This window comes from Acinetobacter silvestris (assembly GCF_002135235.1).
Lineage (GTDB): Bacteria > Pseudomonadota > Gammaproteobacteria > Pseudomonadales > Moraxellaceae > Acinetobacter > Acinetobacter silvestris.
Window position 1 is genome coordinate 195,874 of record NZ_NEGB01000003.1, and the last position, 20,898, is coordinate 216,771.

General features: G+C 38.1%; 18 protein-coding genes. 13 read left to right on the forward strand and 5 right to left on the reverse strand.

Annotated features, from left to right (window positions below; genetic code table 11):
• Positions 1 to 430 precede the first annotated feature (430 nt).
• From B9T28_RS07115 to B9T28_RS07135, 5 genes are all read left to right on the forward strand, one after another.
• On the forward strand, positions 431 to 1,453 hold the full coding sequence (locus tag B9T28_RS07115) for an AraC family transcriptional regulator (protein WP_086203301.1): 1,023 nt from the start codon (positions 431 to 433) through the stop codon (positions 1,451 to 1,453).
• Between the two features lie 255 nt (positions 1,454 to 1,708).
• Complete coding sequence (locus B9T28_RS07120; RefSeq protein WP_086203302.1) at positions 1,709 to 3,337, forward strand: long-chain fatty acid--CoA ligase; 1,629 nt, start codon at positions 1,709 to 1,711, stop codon at positions 3,335 to 3,337.
• A gap of 770 nt (positions 3,338 to 4,107) precedes the next feature.
• Entirely contained in the window at positions 4,108 to 5,427 is a 1,320-nt protein-coding gene (locus B9T28_RS07125; RefSeq protein WP_086203303.1) for an NCS2 family permease, read from the forward strand.
• A gap of 85 nt (positions 5,428 to 5,512) precedes the next feature.
• Complete coding sequence (locus tag B9T28_RS07130) at positions 5,513 to 6,514, forward strand: adenosine deaminase (RefSeq protein WP_086203304.1); 1,002 nt, start codon at positions 5,513 to 5,515, stop codon at positions 6,512 to 6,514.
• A gap of 129 nt (positions 6,515 to 6,643) precedes the next feature.
• Positions 6,644 to 6,961, forward strand: coding sequence for a hypothetical protein (locus B9T28_RS07135; RefSeq protein ID WP_086203305.1), 318 nt, complete (start codon positions 6,644 to 6,646; stop codon positions 6,959 to 6,961).
• Positions 6,962 to 7,024: 63 nt separating this feature from the next.
• Here the strand turns inward: B9T28_RS07135 and B9T28_RS07140 are convergent, their stop codons facing one another.
• Positions 7,025 to 7,579, reverse strand: a complete 555-nt coding sequence (locus B9T28_RS07140) for a cytochrome b (RefSeq protein WP_086203306.1) — start codon at positions 7,577 to 7,579, stop codon at positions 7,025 to 7,027.
• Positions 7,580 to 7,810: 231 nt separating this feature from the next.
• Here B9T28_RS07140 and B9T28_RS07145 point away from each other — a divergent pair, with 231 nt between their 5' ends.
• Both B9T28_RS07145 and rnhB read left to right on the forward strand, forming a co-directional pair.
• Complete coding sequence (locus tag B9T28_RS07145; protein WP_086203307.1) at positions 7,811 to 8,191, forward strand: hypothetical protein; 381 nt, start codon at positions 7,811 to 7,813, stop codon at positions 8,189 to 8,191.
• Between the two features lie 62 nt (positions 8,192 to 8,253).
• Entirely contained in the window at positions 8,254 to 8,823 is a 570-nt protein-coding gene (gene rnhB, locus B9T28_RS07150; RefSeq protein WP_086203308.1) for a ribonuclease HII, read from the forward strand.
• Positions 8,824 to 8,896: 73 nt separating this feature from the next.
• Here the strand turns inward: rnhB and csrA are convergent, their stop codons facing one another.
• The 3 genes from csrA to alaS form a co-directional block, all read right to left on the reverse strand.
• Positions 8,897 to 9,151: a carbon storage regulator CsrA gene (gene csrA, locus B9T28_RS07155; RefSeq protein ID WP_086203309.1), complete on the reverse strand. Its 255-nt coding sequence runs from the start codon at positions 9,149 to 9,151 to the stop codon at positions 8,897 to 8,899.
• A gap of 249 nt (positions 9,152 to 9,400) precedes the next feature.
• Positions 9,401 to 10,681 (reverse strand): aspartate kinase, encoded by a 1,281-nt coding sequence (locus B9T28_RS07160; protein ID WP_086203310.1) that lies wholly within the window; start codon positions 10,679 to 10,681, stop codon positions 9,401 to 9,403.
• 64 nt (positions 10,682 to 10,745) lie between these two features.
• Positions 10,746 to 13,439, reverse strand: a complete 2,694-nt coding sequence (gene alaS, locus B9T28_RS07165) for an alanine--tRNA ligase (protein ID WP_171263471.1) — start codon at positions 13,437 to 13,439, stop codon at positions 10,746 to 10,748.
• A gap of 476 nt (positions 13,440 to 13,915) precedes the next feature.
• Here alaS and B9T28_RS07170 point away from each other — a divergent pair, with 476 nt between their 5' ends.
• From B9T28_RS07170 to B9T28_RS07195, 6 genes are all read left to right on the forward strand, one after another.
• Complete coding sequence (locus tag B9T28_RS07170) at positions 13,916 to 14,941, forward strand: type I glyceraldehyde-3-phosphate dehydrogenase (protein ID WP_086203312.1); 1,026 nt, start codon at positions 13,916 to 13,918, stop codon at positions 14,939 to 14,941.
• 166 nt (positions 14,942 to 15,107) lie between these two features.
• The gene (locus B9T28_RS07175; RefSeq protein ID WP_434057125.1) at positions 15,108 to 15,308 is read left to right on the forward strand and encodes a hypothetical protein; all 201 of its coding nucleotides are present in this window, start codon (positions 15,108 to 15,110) and stop codon (positions 15,306 to 15,308) included.
• A gap of 271 nt (positions 15,309 to 15,579) precedes the next feature.
• A complete protein-coding gene (locus B9T28_RS07180) occupies positions 15,580 to 16,746 on the forward strand; it encodes an ATP phosphoribosyltransferase regulatory subunit (protein ID WP_086203313.1) in 1,167 nt (388 codons plus the stop codon).
• 69 nt (positions 16,747 to 16,815) lie between these two features.
• Positions 16,816 to 18,135, forward strand: coding sequence for an adenylosuccinate synthase (locus tag B9T28_RS07185; protein ID WP_086203314.1), 1,320 nt, complete (start codon positions 16,816 to 16,818; stop codon positions 18,133 to 18,135).
• Between the two features lie 271 nt (positions 18,136 to 18,406).
• Entirely contained in the window at positions 18,407 to 18,712 is a 306-nt protein-coding gene (locus B9T28_RS07190) for a hypothetical protein (protein WP_086203315.1), read from the forward strand.
• 115 nt (positions 18,713 to 18,827) lie between these two features.
• Complete coding sequence (locus tag B9T28_RS07195) at positions 18,828 to 19,604, forward strand: M48 family metallopeptidase (RefSeq protein ID WP_086203316.1); 777 nt, start codon at positions 18,828 to 18,830, stop codon at positions 19,602 to 19,604.
• A 128-nt stretch (positions 19,605 to 19,732) separates the two neighbouring features.
• On the opposite strand, the gene B9T28_RS07200 is transcribed toward B9T28_RS07195, so the two are convergent.
• Positions 19,733 to 20,782 (reverse strand): NADP(H)-dependent aldo-keto reductase, encoded by a 1,050-nt coding sequence (locus B9T28_RS07200; protein WP_086203317.1) that lies wholly within the window; start codon positions 20,780 to 20,782, stop codon positions 19,733 to 19,735.
• Positions 20,783 to 20,898 lie beyond the last annotated feature (116 nt).

Below are 20,898 nucleotides of genomic sequence, written 5' to 3' on the forward strand. Positions count from 1 at the left end.
GAGGCAGTGATGGGCGTTTTATATCTATAGTGCAAAAAAACTGAGCGTTCATTTATAAAGTGGCACGAAAATACATATCATTTAGATATGTGTTTTCGTATAAACACTGAACAAAATATTAACTCTAATTTAATGCTTGTTTTTTGATATTTGAACTTCATATATAGTCAAATCATGACTTAAATCAATTTATTGGTTGATGGAGGATTAAGAGTTAAATATTTATTTTTATGATAATGTAGTAGGTTATACATTGATAAAAATGATGATTGAGTTAACTAAAAAACCAAATGGATTTGGAGTGCAATAAGCTTATTTTGATAACTGTATATAGGAATTAAACTGAGCAGCATTTGGCTTAGGGTTGCAATTTAAATTATTGAAACTAATTACAAAATAATTTTTTCTTTATCTTGAAAAGGAGGTTGAGATGAAAAATGTCAATTTAGAAATTAAAGAAAAATCCACACCTATCGGCATACTTTCTTTCTTATCTCGTTTTTTACAAGATCAAGGTTTCGATCCATGGTTGTTGTTTCAGCAATTTAATATTCGACAAGAAGATTTAGATCACAAGCTCACTCCAATTTCTTTTCAAACCCATGGTGAAATTTATGAAGCTGCAAAGCAATTAACAGGTTGTGATCATTTGGGCTTGTTGGTTGGTCAGGATGCATGTCTGACGAATATTGGTCCATTGCGCTTTTTAGTATTGAATGCAGCGACATTACGTGATGCTATGCAAAGTTTATTTCATTATAGTAACTTGTGGTACAAAGGCATTCATTTTATTTTAACAGAAGAACAAGGATACGCAGGGATTCGGATTGCGATAGAAGGTAATATTCCCAGTAAAGAACAATTTCAAACAGGATATCTGGTTGCAATGGTTTCAATTATGGAGATGATTTTAGGACAATCATGGCGCCCAACATTGGTACGAATATCATATCCTAAGCCTGCATCAGCTCATTTATATGAGGCATTTTTTCGATGTCCTGTATGGTTTGGACAGTCGCAATGTGAGTTATTGTTTCCACAGGTGCAACTCGATCAGCAACGTATCGGACATGACAATCAATTAGACCATTTTCTACGTGGCCATTTATCAGCGTTACACACCACACATAAAGATTTTGATTTAGATGTACAGGTATGCCAAGTGATCGAAGCATTATTACCACAAGGTATCTGTACGATGGATCGAGTCGCAGAACATTTTTCAGTGCATCGTTTTACTTTATATCGTTATTTAAACAAATATAAGACCACATTTGAGTCACTCTTAGATGAGGTTAGAAAGAAAAACTCGATTCGACTATTAACCAATAAAAACCTACTTATTGTTGATGTTGCCAATCAACTGGGTTATGAAGATCAAGCTAATTTTACTCGTGCCTTTAAACGTTGGTATCAGATCACCCCAGGTCGTTGGCGAAGAGGGTTAGCTTAGATATTGTATTTTTTAATAAAATGAGAGGGCATCATGGTTTTGGAAGGATGAGTACATGGCTATTATTTAATTGAAGATAAGAAGAATAAATAAAATAGAAAAAATATTAATAATAGTGACTAAATGATAATTTTTAGTGACCAGATGACAAAATGTAAATCATTAGAGTCTGTAGTTTCTTAGCTTAAAAATCGATGTCATCTGATTTAAAACTTAAAATTTACTTGATTATCATCGGAAGATAAGGACATTTCAATGCATGGAAATATGATGTTTCAGCCACTTTTAATTAGTAATTTAATTGAACATGCTGAAATGTATCATGGGGATACTGCCATCATTTCTAAGAATACAGATGGTAGTATGACTCAAACCAATTGGTCGAAAATTGCAAAAAATTCAAAACGTTTTGCCAATGTTTTACAATCATTTGGATTATCTTTAAGTGATCGAGTCGCAACCATTGCATGGAATAACCATCGTCATTTAGAAGCATGGTATGCGATATCTGGAAGTGGCTTAATTTGTCATACTATTAATCCTCGACTTTTCCCTGAACAGCTCATTTACATCATTAATGATGCACATGATAAAGTGGTAATTTTTGATAAAACCTTCTTGCCTTTAATCGTCTCAATTAAAGCATCTCTTCCCCATGTAGAACATTTTATATGTTTGGATCATTATGATGCAGCAGTCATAGAATCCTTTCCTGAAGTGAAGTTCTATGATGAGTTGATTGCAACGCAATCGGATCATTATGTGTGGCCACAAGTTGAAGAGAATTTAGCAAGCTCACTTTGCTATACATCGGGAACAACAGGAAATCCTAAAGGCGTTCTTTATAGTCATCGCTCAACGGTATTACATAGTTATGCAATTAGTTTGCCTGACTCACTCAATTTATCTGCACATGACACTATATTACCTGTGGTGCCAATGTTTCATGTCAATGCTTGGGGCACACCTTATGCCGCAGCGATGGTGGGTTGTAGTTTAGTTCTTCCTGGGCCAATGCTAGATGGCGTAAGTTTGGTCAATTTAATTGATCAGTACAAAGTCACTAACGCCTTAGGTGTACCGACGATTTGGCAAGGATTATTAACCGCAGCTCATGATTTGGGTAGTCGACTCGTCAGCCTGAAACGGAATGTGGTGGGTGGAGCTGCTTGTCCACCTTCTATGATTACTACATTTCGAGAGCTATATCAGTGTGAAACGATTCATGCTTGGGGGATGACGGAAACAAGTCCAGTCGGTGCAGTCAATCAGTTAAAAGCCAAGCATTTTGAATTATCTGAAGCAGAGCAATTTAATCTTCGATTCTCACAAGGCCGTCCGCCCTTTGGTGTGACATTGCGCATCAGTGATGAAGAGCAAGGCATGAAAGAATTGCAACGTGATGGTCAAACGGCAGGTCATTTGCAAATTAAAGGGCATTGGATTATCGATTCTTATTTTGGTAAGAATGAAAATGCATTAACTGTAGATGGTTGGTTTGACACTGGCGATATTGCCACACTGGATGAAGATGGATATTTATCGATTAGAGATCGCTCCAAAGATTTAATTAAATCAGGTGGCGAGTGGATTTCATCCGTTGAATTAGAAAATATTGCAATAGGACATCCTGAAATTGATAGCGTGGCTGTCATTGCCGCTCGTCATGCAAAATGGGATGAACGCCCAGTGTTGATTGCTAAAAAATCAGTTGCAAGTCAAATCACGGAAGCCGATATTTTAAATTATTATTCGGACAAAATTGCGAAGTGGCAAATACCAGATAAGGTTATTTTTGTGGATGTGATGCCCATTGGTGGTACAGGGAAGCTTCTTAAAAAAGATTTGCGTGAAAAATTTGGTTCAGTCCTTTTAGATGCTTAGAACATTGAGTATTGTTAAAATTGCATTGATATTAACAAGCTAAGTTGGAAAAGTACGGTTGGGTGTGATTAAAAGCAGTGGTTTGATTTTGATATATTATTTACAACTGTACAGGGATGTTAGAAGTAGTTGCCGCCGTTGGTCAAAATTTGGAATGGTGGCAATAAATAAGTGTTTAATAAGTTAAAGTGTTCATAAATAGAAAGTTAAAATGATGATAGTAATCTTTTTTTTAGCTTTCTATTTTTTCTAGTTGCTCTATTCATTCAAATTGGAATGTGGAGTTCCTATTTGAAAGTTTCTTGAGAGTGGATGTTTCAGTAGATGTTCTAAGTTCATTTTACTTTTGAAATCATTATATTGATGTGTTTAATGCTATGAAGTCATCATGCATATCAACATCAAATTTTTAGTCTAACTGATCAATAGATTCATCTATTTAGTAATGAAACAGATTCTATAATAATTTTTCAAATCCAATACTCTGACCGAGTGGTAACAACTTATCATCGGTATTCATAAAAATATTTAAACAATATGTTATAATTCGTAAAATATCATACGATAAAGAAAAATAGTCTAGTCACTATTTCATCTTGATTTAAAAGCTGCTTACAGGCAGCTTTTTTAGTTCAGTAGATTGCTTTATCGGGAAAGTCATTTTGGTATGTTTATTGAATGCTTCATTCGAGCTACATTTGCCAATGTTCATTTAATGAATGCTCAAAACTTCACTTAACGCCTAGCTCAAACTCAATAGGGGCTCAACAATGACCACTTCAAATCCTTCAGCGGGTTTGCTTGAACGCTTATTTAAACTTAGCGAGAACAAGACTACATTCAGAACCGAAGTCCTTGCAGGTGTAACCACATTTTTAACGATGTGTTATATCATTATTGTCAATCCTTTGATTCTTTCAGCAACTGGAATGGATCATGGTGCAGTATTCGTGGCCACATGTTTGGCCGCTGCAATTGGTTGTTTGGTGATGGGGATTGTGGCGAATTATCCGATCGCACTCGCACCGGGAATGGGCTTAAATGCTTATTTCACTTATTCAGTGTGTATTGGAATGGGTGTGCCTTGGCAGACTGCACTTGCTGCTGTATTTATGTCGGGTTTGATCTTTATTGTAATCAGCATGTTTAAAATCCGTGAAGCGATTGTCAATGCAATTCCAATGTCTTTGAAGTTTGCTATTGGCGGTGGTATCGGTTTATTCCTTGCCTTGGTTGCATTAAAAAATGCAGGAATTATTGTTGATAATCAAGCGACCTTAGTGGGCCTAGGTGATATTAAACAACCGACAGTATTATTGTCATTGTTGGGCTTCTTCCTTGTGGTGATTATGCATCACTTCAGAGTGCGCGGTGCAATTATCATCAGTATTCTAGTGATTACTGTATTGGCAACGGCACTCGGTTTAAATGAATTTAAAGGTGTTGTAGGGGCGATTCCATCTATTGCACCGACATTCTTACAAATGGATTTTAAAGGTTTATTCACTGCAAGTTTAGTGGGTGTAATTTTTGTTTTCTTCCTTGTAGATTTGTTCGACTCAACTGGTACGTTGGTTGGTGTATCACATCGCGCAGGTTTACTTAAAGATGGTAAATTGCCACGTTTGAAAAAGGCACTATTTGCTGATTCGACTGCAATTGTTGCAGGTGCAGCTTTAGGAACATCTTCAACGACGCCTTATATCGAATCATCAGCAGGTGTCGCTGCAGGTGGTCGTACGGGTTTAACTGCTGTTGTTGTAGGTTTACTGTTTATTGCATGTTTATTCCTTGCACCATTGGCTCAATCTGTACCAGGTTTCGCCACAGCACCTGCACTATTGTTTGTGGGCGTGTTGATGATTCAAGGCATTGTGAATATCGAGTGGGATGATATTACCGAAGCCGTTCCTGCATTTTTGACCATTGTATTTATGCCATTTACCTACTCAATCGCAGATGGTATTGCCATGGGCTTTATTAGTTATGCATTGATTAAATTGTTTACCGGTAAAGCGGCTACTGTGCCTTATATGGTATGGATTATTGCAGTGCTTTGGATGATTAAATTTGCTGTATTTGGTGGCTAATTTATTCATTTAGATTGAGGGTGTAAACTTGGTTTGCACCCTTTTTTATTTTGGTTATTTAGATGTTTTATACTGAGGATATCTCGTGAATAGAATTGAACTCATTCGTGCTTTACCAAAAGCTGAATTACATGTACATATCGAAGGAACGTTTGAGCCAGAACTCATGTTTGCGATCGCTCAGCGTAATCAAATTGAGATTCCATATAAATCAGTTGAAGAGCTCAAGCAGGCATATAACTTCCATAATTTGCAATCATTTTTAGATATCTATTATGCGGGTGCCAATGTTTTGGTACATGAACAAGACTTCTATGATTTAGCTTGGGCTTATTTTGAAAAATGTGCTGAAGATAAAGTGGTACATACTGAAATATTCTTCGATCCACAAACGCATACAGATCGTGGTATTGCATTTGAAACGGTATTCAATGGTTTAAAACGTGCATGTACTGATGCCCAAGTTAAATTGGGAATTAGCGCTGAATTGATTATGTGTTTTTTACGTCATCTCAGCGAAGAGGCAGCGTTTGAAACTTTAGCACAGGCATTGCCATTTAAAGATCAAATTATTGCAGTGGGTTTAGATTCAAGTGAATTGGGTCATCCGCCTGCTAAATTTGAACGAGTATTTGCAAAAGCACGTGAGGAAGGTTTTCTTGTCGTTGCACATGCTGGCGAAGAAGGTCCAGCGGAATATGTTTGGGAAGCTTTAGATTTATTGAAAGTAAACCGTGTTGATCATGGTGTACGTTCAGAAGAAGATCCAAAATTACTAGAACGTCTGATTGCAGAAAAAATGCCACTCACAGTATGCCCATTGAGTAATTTAAAACTCTGTGTGGTAGATGATATGGCTGAACATAATATTCAGCGATTATTGCAGCAGGGTGTACATGTCACGGTAAATTCAGATGATCCATCTTATTTTGGTGGCTACATGAATGATAATTTTATTGCGATTGCTGAGTCTTTAGATTTGTCCAATGCAGAACTTAAAAAGCTCGCAAAAAATTCGTTTGAAGCTTCGTTTATTACAGATGTAGAAAAACAAAAGTGGATGCAACAAATTGATGCTCTAGCATAATTGTGATGTTCTTGATTTAAAATTTAAGCGTTTGTTTATTTAAATAAAGCAGTATCTGATGGGTACTGCTTTATTTTTAAAGGATGTATTGTGCGATATTTATTAAAGATTCTATTGGGGCTCATTTTTATGAGCAGTTCAATGGTCTATGCTGCAACTTCAGGTAAAGAACTGTCATTAATCCAGAAAATGTTAAAGCCACTGATTGAACAACAATGTGCTTCTGAATTAAAAGCATCAAAAATTTGGCAAGCATCCGCATTGTTTTTATCAGCTGCTCAACAAAGTCGTACTCAAAACAAAGTCTGTGGATGTGTGAGTGAAAATGCAATGCGTGATATTTCCGCAAAAGAAATTTTAATTGCTTCTGTAAATGAATCAGCCAAAAATGAATTAATGACGCGGGCTGTAATGAATAGTTTAAAAGGCTGCGCACAGAATTTTTAAAATAACTATGCTAAAAAAAGCGCATGTATTCGCTCAATAAAATGCGGACATGCGCGGATAATATTATTTTTCCTGACGAAGCATACTGCGTAGAACATTGTCTTTATCAATAAAATGATGTTTTAGAGCCATGAATATGTGGCCTAATACAACGATGCCTGCAAACCATGAAAGATAAATATGAATCGGTTTTATAATATCGAGTAAATCAGGATTATCTTGAACTAAACGTGGTATTTCAAATAAGTAAAGCACAGGTGCGGGGTGTCCAGCACTCCAACTGAATATACAACCAGTGATAGGTAAAGCCAATAACAACAGATATAAAACCAAATGACCTAAATGTGCCATAGTTTTCATGGTTGGTGACATGGCATCGGGTAATTGTGGGGCAGGGTGTGTATAACGCCAAAAAATTCGAATGATCACTAAAAAAATAATGACAGTGGCAATATTCTTGTGCAGGGTGATGATTGTGCCTTTTAAACTGCCATCCGTATCATAGCTGAGAAAATTTCCACTATAAAAGCCAATGAGCCATGCACTTATAAATATAATTGCCATAATCCAATGCAGGTATTGCGCCGTTCTTGTATAGTATTGTGTTTTTTTTTGCATGCTGCTCTCTAAAATAAGTGTTCAATTTAGTTCATATCATATTTATTTTTAAAGATTAAATCAGTGCTAAAAAATCAACGTATTGTTTTATAATTGAAACGTTATTCGATAATGCGTTGAGAATTTAAGCGACTAAGAGCACATTGCGTGCATACCGAGTATTTTAGGTGTTATCTCGGCATAAGATTAGGCACAATACGCGCACTTATTTTCAGAACCAAAGGATCAACTGTGAAAAAATTAGTTGCTATGCTTGCACCTCTTTGCCTTGTTTTAACAGCGTGTGCAACTACTGATTCAATGGGTACATCGGCTGCTGGTACGACTACGCAACAATTGGGTACAGTCGCTTTAAAAATTGCAATTAATACAAAATGTACCACTGAACTGAATAATCTTCCAGCATGGAAAACTGCAACTAAATTGATGACTACTGATCAAAAAACTAATGTTCAAGGTGAAATTTGTGGTTGTGTGAGTGATAAAGCACCACAAAGTATAACGGCTGTAGATATAGCAACTGCTGCATTAGATCCAAGTGCACGTGCAACGATTGTTGCGAATGCAGTCACCAAAACAATTAATGCATGTGTAGCTGAAGCGGTTCGCTAATCTCATGTTAGAATTGAAGAGGCTGACAGGTTCAGCCTTTTTTGATATAGATAGGTAAAGACATGTTAGTTGCTGGTGTAGATGAAGCAGGGCGTGGACCTTTGGTTGGTTCTGTGGTTGCTGCTGCTGTGATTTTAGATCCCAATAATCCTATTGAAGGATTAAATGATTCTAAAAAACTCACTGAAAAAAAACGTGAAAAATTATTTAAAGAAATACAAGAAAAAGCCATTGCGTGGGCAATTGCGGAAGCATCGCATCTGGAAATTGATGAAATCAATATTTTACAAGCATCTTTACTTGCCATGCGCCGTGCAGTCGAAGCCTTAAAGGTTCCAGCTGAGCATGTGTTGGTGGATGGTAATAAGGTACCACAGGGCTTAGTGGTCAGCTGTGATGCTGTCGTGGGGGGGGATGCAATTCACGCTGAGATTAGTGCGGCGAGTATTTTAGCAAAAGTGACTCGTGATCATGACATGGTGGAGCTAGACAAGTTATATCCACAATATGGCTTTGCTCAACATAAAGGCTATCCGACCAAAGCACATTTTGAGGCGATTGCCATACATGGTGTGATTGATCAGCATCGTCGCAGTTATGCACCCGTTAAAAGAGCATTAGGTTTGGAATAAACCTTAAAATTAGACTGAATGATAAATTTAAAGCGGCCTTTTGAGCCGCTTTATTTTTCAAAACTTAATAATCTCATCGATTATAGTTGTTTTGTGCCACATTATCATCTTCGAAAGAAGGCTGATAATCTTGGTCAATATGTTGAAGATGCTCGTGCATGGCGCGTTCATGTTGAATGCGTTGGTAAATTTCTTCACGATGGACAGAAACTTCTTTCGGTGCATTCACACCAATACGAACTTGATTGCCTTTGACACCAAGTACAGTAACACTGACTTGATCTCCAATCATTAATGTTTCTCCGACACGACGAGTCAGAATCAGCATGTTTATCTCCTTGCTTAAACGCTAAACCTGCGATAGTTTTTTCAAAAAAGTGAAAGCAACAACCTCGGTATCAGATGGAATCTTAACAGATAATTGTGATGAATTATGCAATTCTAACAGCTCTGTTCAGTTTTTCCAAAAAAACCTGTGGGTTTAATATAACAGAGCCACTATAAGAAAAACTATAGTGGCTCAGATTTTTTTATTATTTGATATAAACTAATAAATCATTCAATAAAAGCTTAAAAATTAAGCACGAACACTTGATTCGCCATGTTCACGGTCTAAACCAAAAGCGGTGTGAAGTGTACGTACAGCAAGTTCTAAGTAATTTTCTTCAATGATCACAGAAATCTTAATTTCTGAAGTCGAAATCATCAAAATATTGATACCTTCACTTGCTAAAGCAGTAAACATTTTACTTGCAACACCTGCATGTGAGCGCATACCAACACCGACGATAGATACTTTGACAATATCATCACGAGTGGCAACTTCACGTGCACCAATTTTTTGTGCTGTGTCTTCAAGAATTGCGGTAGCTTTTTTCAATTCACTGCGATTAACGGTGAAGGTGAAATCAGTGGTTCCATCTTCTTCAACATTTTGGATAATCATATCCACTTCAATGTTTGCATCACCAATCGGACATAAAATTTTAGCAGCGATACCTGGTTCATCCGGCACACCTAAAATAGTTAATTTAGCTTCGTCACGATTGAAAGCAATACCTGAGATAATAGGATTTTCCATGTTGTCTTCCGTTTCAGTGGTGATTAGTGTCCCGACATTTTGTTTGAAATCTTCATCAAATGCGCCATCATCATCATTATCAAAACTCGATAATACACGTAAAGGCACTTGGTATTTTCCAGCAAATTCAACCGAACGAATTTGCAAGACCTTAGAGCCGAGAGATGCCATTTCAAGCATTTCCTCAAATGAAATACGATCAATTTTTTTAGCTTTTGGTGCAACACGAGGGTCAGTGGTATAAACACCATCGACATCCGTGTAAATTTGGCATTCATCTGCTTTTAAAGCCGCTGCCAATGCAACACCTGAGGTATCAGAACCACCACGACCTAAAGTCGTGGTGTTGCCATTACTATCAAAACCTTGGAAGCCTGCAACAACTATGACACGACCTGCATCTAAGTGACTGGTCATGACATCAGTATCAATCGATTCAATACGTGCTTTGGTAAATGCGCTGTCCGTTTTAATCCCGACTTGACGACCCGTTAAAGACTTAGCTTCGACACCAATTGAATTGAGCGCCATCGCTAACATTGAAATCGTGACCTGTTCCCCTGTAGACACCATTTGATCAAGTTCACGTGGGTCAGGGGTTTCGGTAATGGCTTTCGCTAAAGCAAGTAGACGATTGGTTTCGCCACTCATTGCAGAGACTACCACAACCACTTTGTGGCCGTGGTCATGCCAGCGCTTTATACGACGAGCAACATTTAAAATGCGCTCGGGAGTACCCATAGAGGTACCACCATATTTTTGAACGATTAATGCCATAGTTGTTCCATAAAAGCCATAATCCTGAAGTACCTTTTCAGGATTCGTTACACAAAAAGTGAAGTTATTTTTGCTCAAGCCAAGCAGTTAAACCTGCCATCACTGGATCAAACTTCTCGTTAAGTGGCGCGCCACCTTGTGCTAAATCAGGTTTACCACCACCTTTACCACCAAGTTCAGTAGCTAAGTGTTTGATGATGTCACCTGCTTTAATATTTGCAGTAAACTCTTTCGCTACAGATGCAATCAGGCTCACTTTGTCACCATCGACACCTGCAAGAACGATTACTGCATTGTCTAATTTAGATTTCACACTGTCGTGTAAATTACGAAGGGACTTCGCATCTTGACCTTGAACAGTGGTAATGAGCGTTGAGCGAGTCGCAATCGTTTGAACTTGGCTTAAAAGTTCAGCAGATTGGAAATTCGCTAACTTTTGATTCAATTGATCTATGTGTTTTTGCAGCTGATGTGCAGTTTCAACCATCGCTTCAACTTTTTCAACAGTCTGATTTTTTTGTGCTTTCAATAATGCATTGATGTGTTGAATATCTGCATCAGTTTTTTGCACGATGTCTAAAGCTTGAGTACCTGTAACGGCCTCAATACGACGTACGCCAGCAGCAACACCACCTTCAGATGTAATTTTGAATAAACCAATATCACCAGTGCGTTTGACGTGAATACCGCCACACAGTTCAATGGAGAAGTTTTTATCTTCTTGGATTGAGCCCATAGAAAGTACACGAACTTCGTCACCGTATTTTTCATCAAACAACATCATTGCACCTTTTTCTTTGGCTGCATCAATGTCTAAAAGTTCGGTTGAAACGGCTGTATTGGCAATCACCTCGCGATTCACAATGCGTTCAACCTGTTGCAATTGCTCGAAAGTTACAGGTTGGTCATTGGCAAAGTCAAAGCGTAAAATATCGCTAGCAACCAAAGAACCTTTTTGTTGTACATGAGAACCTAAAACTTGACGTAGAGCCGCATGTAACAAATGTGTTGCAGAGTGATTGCGGGCAGTAGCTTCACGAATGTCCGCTTTTACAATGGCGTCAACACTTTGATTGGCTTTTAAGCTACCCATAGTCACGATACCTTGATGGACAAATGCACCACCAGATTTTTTGGTATCTTGAACTTCAAAAATACCGGTATCGTTTTTGAAGAGACCTGTATCACCAATTTGACCACCACTTTCTGCATAGAAAGGCGTTTGGTTTAATACGATGAGGGCTTCATCGCCTTCAGTGACTTCATCAACTTGTTCGCCATCTTTATAGATTGCAATGATTTGACCTTGACCTTGAGTTGCATCATAGCCATCAAATTGAGTTTCACTCTCTACTTTAATGATACTGTTATAGTCAACGGTAAATTTACCCGCATCACGAGCACGTTGACGCTGAGCTGCCATTTCAACTTCAAAACCAGCTTGATCAATTTCTAAATCACGTTCACGTGCAATGTCAGCGGTTAAGTCAGCTGGGAAACCATAAGTATCATAAAGTTTGAAAACTGTTTCACCAGGGATGATTTTGCCTTTTAGGTTACTCAATTCACCTTCAAGTAATTTCAAACCTTGTTCAAGTGTTTTAGCAAAAAGTTCTTCTTCACGAATTAAGGTTGCTTCAATCACACTGCGACGTTCAACAAGTTCAGGGTATGCTTCACCCATAACTTCAATCAGCGGTTGCAACATTTTGTAGAAGAATGTACCTGTAGCACCCATTTTGTTACCGTGGCGAACTGCGCGACGAATAATGCGACGTAATACATAACCACGGCCTTCATTGGATGCATTTACGCCATCAGCAATCAGGAAGCAGCACGAACGTGCATGATCAGCAACGACTTTTAATGAAGCAGGATAGTCTACAAGGCTATTTTTTTCTTTGGCTTCAGCTTCAAGAGCTGATGCATCAAAACCAATAATGTCGGTCGATGCTTTTAATAAGTGTTGGAACAAGTCAATTTCATAGTTTGAATTAACATGTTGCAGTACAGCAGAAATACGTTCTAAGCCCATACCTGTATCGACAGAAGGGGCGGGTAAAGCATGTAACACACCATCAGCAGTACGGTTGAACTGCATGAAGACGTTGTTCCAGATTTCAATGAAACGGTCGCCATCTTCTTCAGGTGTGCCAGGTAAGCCACCCCAGATGTGGTCGCCATGGTCAAAGAAGATTTCTGAACAAGGACCACAAGGACCAGTGTCACCCATTGCCCAGAAGTTATCAGACGCGTATTTTTCGCCTTTGTTATCACCAATACGGATAATACGATCTGCGGCTAAACCAATCTCTTTATTCCAAATGTCGAAGGCTTCATCATCGGTATGATAAACCGTGGCATAGAGTTTATCTTTAGGCAGTGCTAACCATTCATTACCGGTTAAAAAGTCCCAAGCAAACTTGATGGCATCACGTTTAAAGTAATCGCCAAAAGAAAAGTTACCCAGCATTTCGAAGAAAGTGTGGTGACGTGCTGTATATCCGACATTATCTAAGTCGTTATGTTTACCACCAGCACGAACACATTTTTGTGATGTTGTTGCACGAACATAATCACGTTTTTCTAAGCCAAGGAAGCAGTCTTTAAACTGGTTCATACCTGCATTGGTAAACAGCAAAGTAGGGTCGTTGGCGGGTACAAGTGAACTCGACGCGACACGTGTATGCCCTTGCGATTCAAAGTAACGCAAAAAAGCTTCACGTATTTCAGCAGTTGTCATAAAACGAGTACTCACAACCAAGTCACTCCTTAATTTTCGTATTGGCTAAAAGCATACTAACTGAGTCTAATCATGTTTGCTCGCTTAGTATGCGCGGCTTAATTTTTAAAAAACGCCAAATTATAACGGAAAAAGCCTGATCCACCAATGATTTTAAGCTGAATTAATGACAATTCTAATAATTTGAATTTAGTACTTTAGTTTAAGCTTTAGCAGAAAAATTAACATCTTAATGCATTCTTTATACTGCATGGATGAATTTAGGTGCTTCATAGAAATTGTTGATGAAAAATTTAAAAACATGAATGGTTGATGATTATTTTATGTGAACGTTAAAGTCAAATATTTATTACTGAGTCGAATTTTAATCAATTCAGCAATAAACATAAGATATTTACATTCTGATTTAGCAAATTATAGCGGTCATAAACATAAATCCGATAACATATAGGCAGTGTTAAAAATAATGCTTTTCACATAAAGGACAAATGATGCAACGAGTGGCGATAAATGGATTCGGGCGAATTGGGCGAAACGTATTACGAGCTTGGTTTGAAAATCCAAAGAACTTCCATTTTGAAATCGTTGCGATTAACGATATTGCTGATGTTGAAACCTTAGTACATTTATTTAAATATGACTCAACGCATGGTCGGTTTAATGGAAAGGTCAATGTCGTTCAAGAAAATGAACACATTTATATGCAAATAGAAGCAGCACAAACCCAATTAAAAGTACAAGTTTTGTGTGTGGAAGATCCTGAATTATTGCCTTGGAATATCTTGGGTATCGACCTTGTTTTAGAATGTACAGGTTTATTTCGATCTAGAGTTGCAGCCACTAAACATATAAGAGCAGGGGCGAAACGCGTCATCATTGGTGCAGCTCCGTTTGATACGGTCGATGCAGCAATTGTGTACGGTGTAAATCATCATGAAGTTCAAGCCAGTGATCAAATTATTTCAGGTGTTTCATGTACGACCCAAGCCTTAGTTCCATTGGTTAAAATTATTGATGATGCTTTTGGTATAGATACCGCATTAATGACCGAAATTCATGCAGTCACAGCCGATCAATCCGTTTTAGACCATGCGCATCGTGATTTACGTCGTGCGCGAGCATCAGGGCACAATATTATTCCAACAACATCTTCTGCTTTGGGGGCTTTAAAACAAGTGATGCCAAAAATGGAAGGTCGTATTGACGGTTATTCCATACGTGTTCCAACCATTAATGTAGCGGCCATTGATTTAACTTTTATTTCTCAGTCGCGTATTACAGTGCATTTAATTAATGAAGCGCTGATCAAAGCGGCTGCTGTGGATTATGCTGAAATTATGTCAGTTACAGAAGAGCCACTCGTCTCGAGTGATTTTAATCATTCACCTTATTCTTTGATTGTCGATTTAACTCAAACCATGGTGGTTGGGCAGCAAGCGAAGGTATTTGCTTGGTATGATAATGAGTGGGGGTATGCAAACCGATTACTGGATTTATCTGAATCTTTTTATTTTTGATAGATTGGATTATTATTTTAAAATAATTTTACAAGCTAGGGCACTGTAACCTAGAGGAGACGAATATGACGTCTGTAATATTGGGTATGATCTTACTCTACGCTGCGGTTGTTTTTTAGTATGGCAGTTGGGATTATTAAATAAAGAGCAAAAGCAATTGGCGCAAATGATGGGAGAGGAAGACTCTCGTATTGTTGCGCAGGAAGAGCATCTAAAAAGAACCTTGGAAATTATGCAAGATCTCGCAAAAAAAATGCACATGCAACAAGAGGTTTTGGATAGAACGACAGCGAAATTGAGTCAGATAGAGTTACAGAATGCTGAACTGATTCAAATATTACAAAATAGTTCTTCAAACCTGAGATAAAACGATTGTTTTAAAACAGATTTTGAGCGGTGGTTATTATTTTAGATATTATTTCTGAGGTTTAATCAAAGAAGGTTTGTAGAAAATCATTGTTTTTGATAGGGAATTTATGATATTAGCTTGGCGTAGATAAACAAGAAAGATTTCTATTTTTTTCTTAAAAAGTCTAATGCACAGTGCTGACTATCGTGCTAAAATAAGAGAAATCGGGTGTGCTCCCGATTTTTTTATGCGGATTATTTCCGCGCTGACAAGAATTTAGGTTTACAACATGCCCATTTCAGAGACATGGTTATTACCAGATGGTGTAGCTGATGTATTACCAGAACAGGCGCAAGTGATTGAAACTTTGCGTCGTGACGCACTAGATTTCCTCGCATCCCGAGGTTATCAATTGGTGTACACGCCATTTATCGAATACATTGAATCTCTATCTTCTCTTTCAGAATCAAATCAAGATTTAGACTTAGCCACTTTTAAAGTCATCGACCAACTTTCAGGCCGTTTACTGGGTGTCCGTGCCGATATGACACCACAAGTGGCTCGTATTGATGCACATGTACATCAAGTACAAGGTGTGGCACGTTACTGTTATGCAGGAACGGTTTTACATACGAAACCTCAAGGGTTTAATACCACACGTGCACCACTCCAATTGGGTGCAGAGTTATTTGGTTCAGACAGTATTGATGCCGATGTCGAAATGGTCGACCTCATGCTGAATCTAATCAAAACAGTTGGTTTGGTTGATGGTATTCATCTTGATTTAGGACATGTTGGTTTATTCCGCAGTTTAGTGAAACATGCAGGCTTAAGCCGAGCAGTTGAAAAGCAATTGTCGGATATCTATCAGCGTAAAGCATTGCCAGAACTTGCAGAATTTACTCAAACATTGAAGTTCGGCTCAGATTTCTATGCATTAGGACGTTATTCAAGTGATCTTAATGCATTACAAACACATTTAAGTGCAGCAATATTGGCAGATGATGCATTTAAATTGGCATTTGATGCGTTGCAAACCACACAAACTGAAATTCAGGCACGCTGGCCGAATCTCCACATTGGAATTGATGTGGTGGAATTACGTTCATACCATTATCACACTGGCTTAATGTATGCTGTGTATGCACCAAACCGTGCTGCACCATTAGCTCAAGGTGGTCGTTATGATGGTATTGGCGAACATTTCGGTCGTGCGCGACCTGCAACAGGCTTTAGTTGCGACTTATATGCACTTAGCGCAGGCCAGTTTAAGCAAACGACGATTGTGGTTGCGCCTAAAGGTACATCGCATGATTTGCTTGATGCAATTGCTCAAGTTCGTTTACAAGGCTTAGGCTTGATTCAGTTATTGGGTAATGATGATTTCAATTCAATTCCTCATGCAACACATCAATTGGTGAACGTTGCAGGTGAATGGAAAGTCGAACAGATTTAATGACGTGAATTAGTTTCAAGTGACTAATTTAAGTTTTCAATTTTAACAGCATGATGCAATGAGGCTATTATGGGCAAAAATGTTGTGGTACTCGGTACCCAATGGGGCGACGAAGGTAAAGGTAAGATTGTCGACCTGCTCACAGATCAAGCGGCTGCGGTAGTTCGTTACCAAGGCGGACACAACGCTGGTCATACACTCGTGGTTGGTGGTAAGAAAACTGTATTACACCTCATTCCATCTGGTATTTTACGTGAAAACGTACTGTGCTTAATTGGTAATGGTGTTGTACTTTCACCTGCTGCACTAATTGAAGAAATGGCTATTCTTGAAAAAGAAGGCGTGCCTGTTAAAGAACGTTTACGTATCTCTCCAAACTGTCCTTTAATTCTTCCGAACCATATTGCACTTGACCAAGCACGTGAGAAAAAACGTGGTAATGCGAAAATTGGTACAACAGGTCGTGGTATTGGCCCAGCGTATGAAGATAAAGTTGCACGTCGTGCAATTCGTGTTGCTGACTTAGTGCGTGGTGGTGAACATCTTAAAGCTCAACTTGAAGAGCTGCTTGAATACCATAACTTCCAATTAACTCAATTCTATGGTGTAGAAGCGGTTAATCTTGAAGATGTACTTGCGCTTTGCGACCAATGGCGTGAAGTTGTAGCTCCACTTGTTGTGGATGTAACAACTGAATTGCATAACTACCGTAAAAACGGTGAAAACATCATGTTTGAAGGCGCTCAAGGTTCACTTCTTGACGTCGATCATGGTACATATCCGTATGTAACATCTTCAAACACAACAGCTGGTGGTGTAAGCTCGGGTTCAGGTTTAGGTCCATTGCACCTTGACTATGTGCTTGGTATCACTAAAGCATATACAACACGTGTAGGTGCAGGCCCATTCCCAACAGAGTTGGTTTATGATGCTGCAAATGACGTAGGTGATGCAATTGGTAAACACCTTGGAACTAAAGGTTCTGAATTTGGTGCGTCTACTGGCCGTCAGCGCCGTTGTGGTTGGTTCGATGCAGAAATTTTACGTCGCTCTGTAGATGTAAACTCACTTTCTGGTATTTGTTTAACTAAACTTGACGTTCTTGACGGTTTAGAAGAAATAAAAATCTGTGTAGGTTACGAATCTGTGGATACAGGTTGTGTGGGTTCTTCTGATGCACTTGCATTTGGAGCGTTAAAACCAATTTACGAAACTATGCCAGGTTGGTCTGAGTCAACTTTCGGTGCGAAAAGCATGGAACAATTGCCAGCAAATGCAATTGCTTATGTAAAACGCATTGAGCAGCTTATTGAATGTCCAATCGATATCGTTTCAACGGGTCCTGACCGCGAAGAGACCATTGTGTTGCGTCATCCATTTGATGCTTAGGCATTGATGTTAAAAGAGCTCCTTCGGGAGCTTTTTTTATGCTCAATTAAAAATAATCATACTTTAAGTTGGATTTAATTAGCATTTAAAACTCTATTGGAGTCGGTATTTCCATTTTAAGTCATTAAATTTATTTAAAATAAGTTTTGATGTGTGAAATATTTTTTAGATGAGAGATATCTTTCAAGACTAAAGTTGCATGTTGAATTACTTTGTAGCAGACTCCTGCTTGTTAAAATACAAAGAGAAAATAAGGATATGAGTAAAGTAAATGCATAAGAATATCTCAGGAACGATGTTTTATTCCTTACTTTTTGCAATAGGTGGAGCACCAACCATTGCTATGCTAATTATCACAGCGCAAACCAATGATCCAGATGTGATTAACACTGCGCTACTTGGTCTGAGTGTGATTATTGCTTGTATTTTGGTTCCTGTTATTTTAATTCAAAATGCTTTTTTGTTTTATAAAAGAAAAAGTATGCAGCTCGAAGAAAATATCAAGCCTTTATGTCATATTTATTTGGGATTAAATGTGCTGTGTCTGGTTTATTGGTTATATATTCAGTTCTTTTAATTGAGTAATGATTACATAATTGCTATGAATATGAAGCAATAACTAATTTATGGGTAGAAATCAATTGGATATAATCGCCTTAATTATAGATGTGTATGTTTGGAAGATATAAATAATGAATAAAAATTTACTATTCAGTGTGTGTGCAGTGACAGCAGTTTCAATATCTGGTTGTACCACAATTGCAGATATGGCAGGAGCAGATTCAGCCACGTTGAATGTTGCAGCAGCTCAAGGTTTTAATAAAACGGTTCAAGAGGCGCAGGGTAATAAAACTTTAGATACTAGCTCATCGACTTATCAGCGAATTAATGCTGTATTTAATCGTTTAAAACCTTATGCAGACCAAGTGAATCAAACTGGTCAAAAATTTAATTGGCAACTGGCAGTGCTTAAATCAGATCAAGTGAATGCTTATGTTGCACCGGGTGGTAAGGTTGTGTTCTATACTGGTATTGTGAATAAGCTTAACCTCACTGATGCTGAAATTGCTGCGGTGATGGGGCATGAAATGATTCATGCTTTAGAAGAACATTCAAAAAATAAAATTGGAGCTCAAGCACTGACAGATTTGGCTTTAAATGTTGGTTTAGGTTATGCGGGTGGTAATGTTGGGCAGCTCGGAACGGCAGCTGCACAATTAGGGAGTCAGATTGGGGTGGGTTTACCTTATTCACGTAGTCTGGAAAGTCGTGCAGACCAAGGTGGCTTAATGTTGATGGCTCGTGCTGGTTATAACCCACAAGCGGCTATCACGCTGTGGGAGAAAATGAACAAGCTTGATGGTGCGAGTGGATCATCTTTCTTATCTACTCACCCATCAAATTCTCAGCGTATTGATGCGATGCGTAAAAATTTAGCAGCAGCTCAAGCAATTTATAACAAGCGTTAATAAGCAGTTATGTTTAAAAAAGGATGCGATAAGCATCCTTTTTTTTATAATTTTTTTGATTTTGAAAATCATAAATTATTTGTGACAGGTGAAGCAGTGCTTCACCTTAACAGGTAATTGAGAAATATCTATGGTGCAGGATTGGGTTGTTGACGATGAATATTTTCAATGCCTTGTAATATTTCTTCGGATAAATTGGTATCAAATGCAGCTATATTCTCTTTGAGTTGCTGCATCGTAGTTGCACCAATAATGGTGCTGGTGACGAAAAATTGTTGTTTAATAAATGCTAAAGCAAGTTGTGTTAAGCTGAGGCCATGTTTTTCTGCCAATAATGCATATTGTTCTGTAGCCCAGATACTTTCAGGATTGCTATAGCGTGAGAAACGAGAAAATAAACTAATCCGCCCAGTGGCAGGTTTTGCACCATGTCGATATTTACCGGTTAAATAACCAAAGGCAAGCGGAGAGTAGGCTAATAGTCCAATACCTTCATGTTGAGCAATTTCGGACATCCCAATTTCATAAGTGCGGTTTAATAAATTATAAGGATTTTGTACGCTGACTATTTTCTCAAGTCCTAATTTTTCCGCCAATTGTAGAAATTTCATGGTTCCCCAAGCTGTTTCATTAGACAGCCCGATATGGCGGATTCGTCCATTTCTGACTTCTTTGGAGAGTGCGATTAAAGTGTCCTCTAAAGGTGTGATGTCTATGCTCTGTTGAGCTTGCGGGTTGTTATAACCTAATACACCAAAGAAGTTAGTTGGGCGTTGTGGCCAATGTAGTTGATACAAATCAATATAATCAGTTTGTAAGCGCTTTAATGAACCATCAATGGCTGAAGAAATTTCACTTTCAATAAATTTAGTTTGGCCATTACGAATTTGGCTACCACCTTGTTGTGGCCCTGCTATTTTAGATGCAATAAACAGTTGATCGCGTTGTCCATTTTTTGCAATCCAATTGCCAATCATGGTTTCAGTTGAGCCTTGAGTCTCAGGTTTAGGGGGAACAGGATACATTTCGGCAGTGTCCCAGAAATATAGTCCTTGATCTAAAGCATAGCTGAGTTGTTCAAAAGCTTCAGATTGAATATTTTGTTCGCCAAACGTCATCGTTCCTAAACAAATTTCAGGAACCAGTAATCCAGATTGGCCAAGTACTTTTAACTTCATTTTAAAATATCCTTAAACAATAATGATTTAATTTTTCTCTTGAGCTTTGATCAATAAAATTTTGAAAAATTGATGATTAAAAAACAGCTGTGTTAAGTCAAACTCACTTAAATGGC

Excerpts from the sequence above, each read along its gene's own strand:
- B9T28_RS07115 (WP_086203301.1), top strand. The coding sequence starts at position 431 with ATGAAAAATGTCAATTTAGAAATTAAAGAAAAATCCACACCTATCGGC.
- B9T28_RS07120 (WP_086203302.1), top strand. The coding sequence starts at position 1,709 with ATGCATGGAAATATGATGTTTCAGCCACTTTTAATTAGTAATTTAATT.
- B9T28_RS07125 (WP_086203303.1), top strand. The coding sequence starts at position 4,108 with ATGACCACTTCAAATCCTTCAGCGGGTTTGCTTGAACGCTTATTTAAA.
- B9T28_RS07135 (WP_086203305.1), top strand. The coding sequence starts at position 6,644 with ATGAGCAGTTCAATGGTCTATGCTGCAACTTCAGGTAAAGAACTGTCA.
- B9T28_RS07140 (WP_086203306.1), bottom strand. The coding sequence starts at position 7,579 with ATGCAAAAAAAAACACAATACTATACAAGAACGGCGCAATACCTGCAT.
- rnhB (WP_086203308.1), top strand. The coding sequence starts at position 8,254 with ATGTTAGTTGCTGGTGTAGATGAAGCAGGGCGTGGACCTTTGGTTGGT.
- csrA (WP_086203309.1), bottom strand. The coding sequence starts at position 9,151 with ATGCTGATTCTGACTCGTCGTGTCGGAGAAACATTAATGATTGGAGAT.
- B9T28_RS07160 (WP_086203310.1), bottom strand. The coding sequence starts at position 10,681 with ATGGCATTAATCGTTCAAAAATATGGTGGTACCTCTATGGGTACTCCC.
- B9T28_RS07170 (WP_086203312.1), top strand. The coding sequence starts at position 13,916 with ATGCAACGAGTGGCGATAAATGGATTCGGGCGAATTGGGCGAAACGTA.
- B9T28_RS07175 (WP_434057125.1), top strand. The coding sequence starts at position 15,108 with ATGATGGGAGAGGAAGACTCTCGTATTGTTGCGCAGGAAGAGCATCTA.
- B9T28_RS07180 (WP_086203313.1), top strand. The coding sequence starts at position 15,580 with ATGCCCATTTCAGAGACATGGTTATTACCAGATGGTGTAGCTGATGTA.
- B9T28_RS07185 (WP_086203314.1), top strand. The coding sequence starts at position 16,816 with ATGGGCAAAAATGTTGTGGTACTCGGTACCCAATGGGGCGACGAAGGT.
- B9T28_RS07190 (WP_086203315.1), top strand. The coding sequence starts at position 18,407 with ATGCATAAGAATATCTCAGGAACGATGTTTTATTCCTTACTTTTTGCA.
- B9T28_RS07195 (WP_086203316.1), top strand. The coding sequence starts at position 18,828 with ATGAATAAAAATTTACTATTCAGTGTGTGTGCAGTGACAGCAGTTTCA.
- B9T28_RS07200 (WP_086203317.1), bottom strand. The coding sequence starts at position 20,782 with ATGAAGTTAAAAGTACTTGGCCAATCTGGATTACTGGTTCCTGAAATT.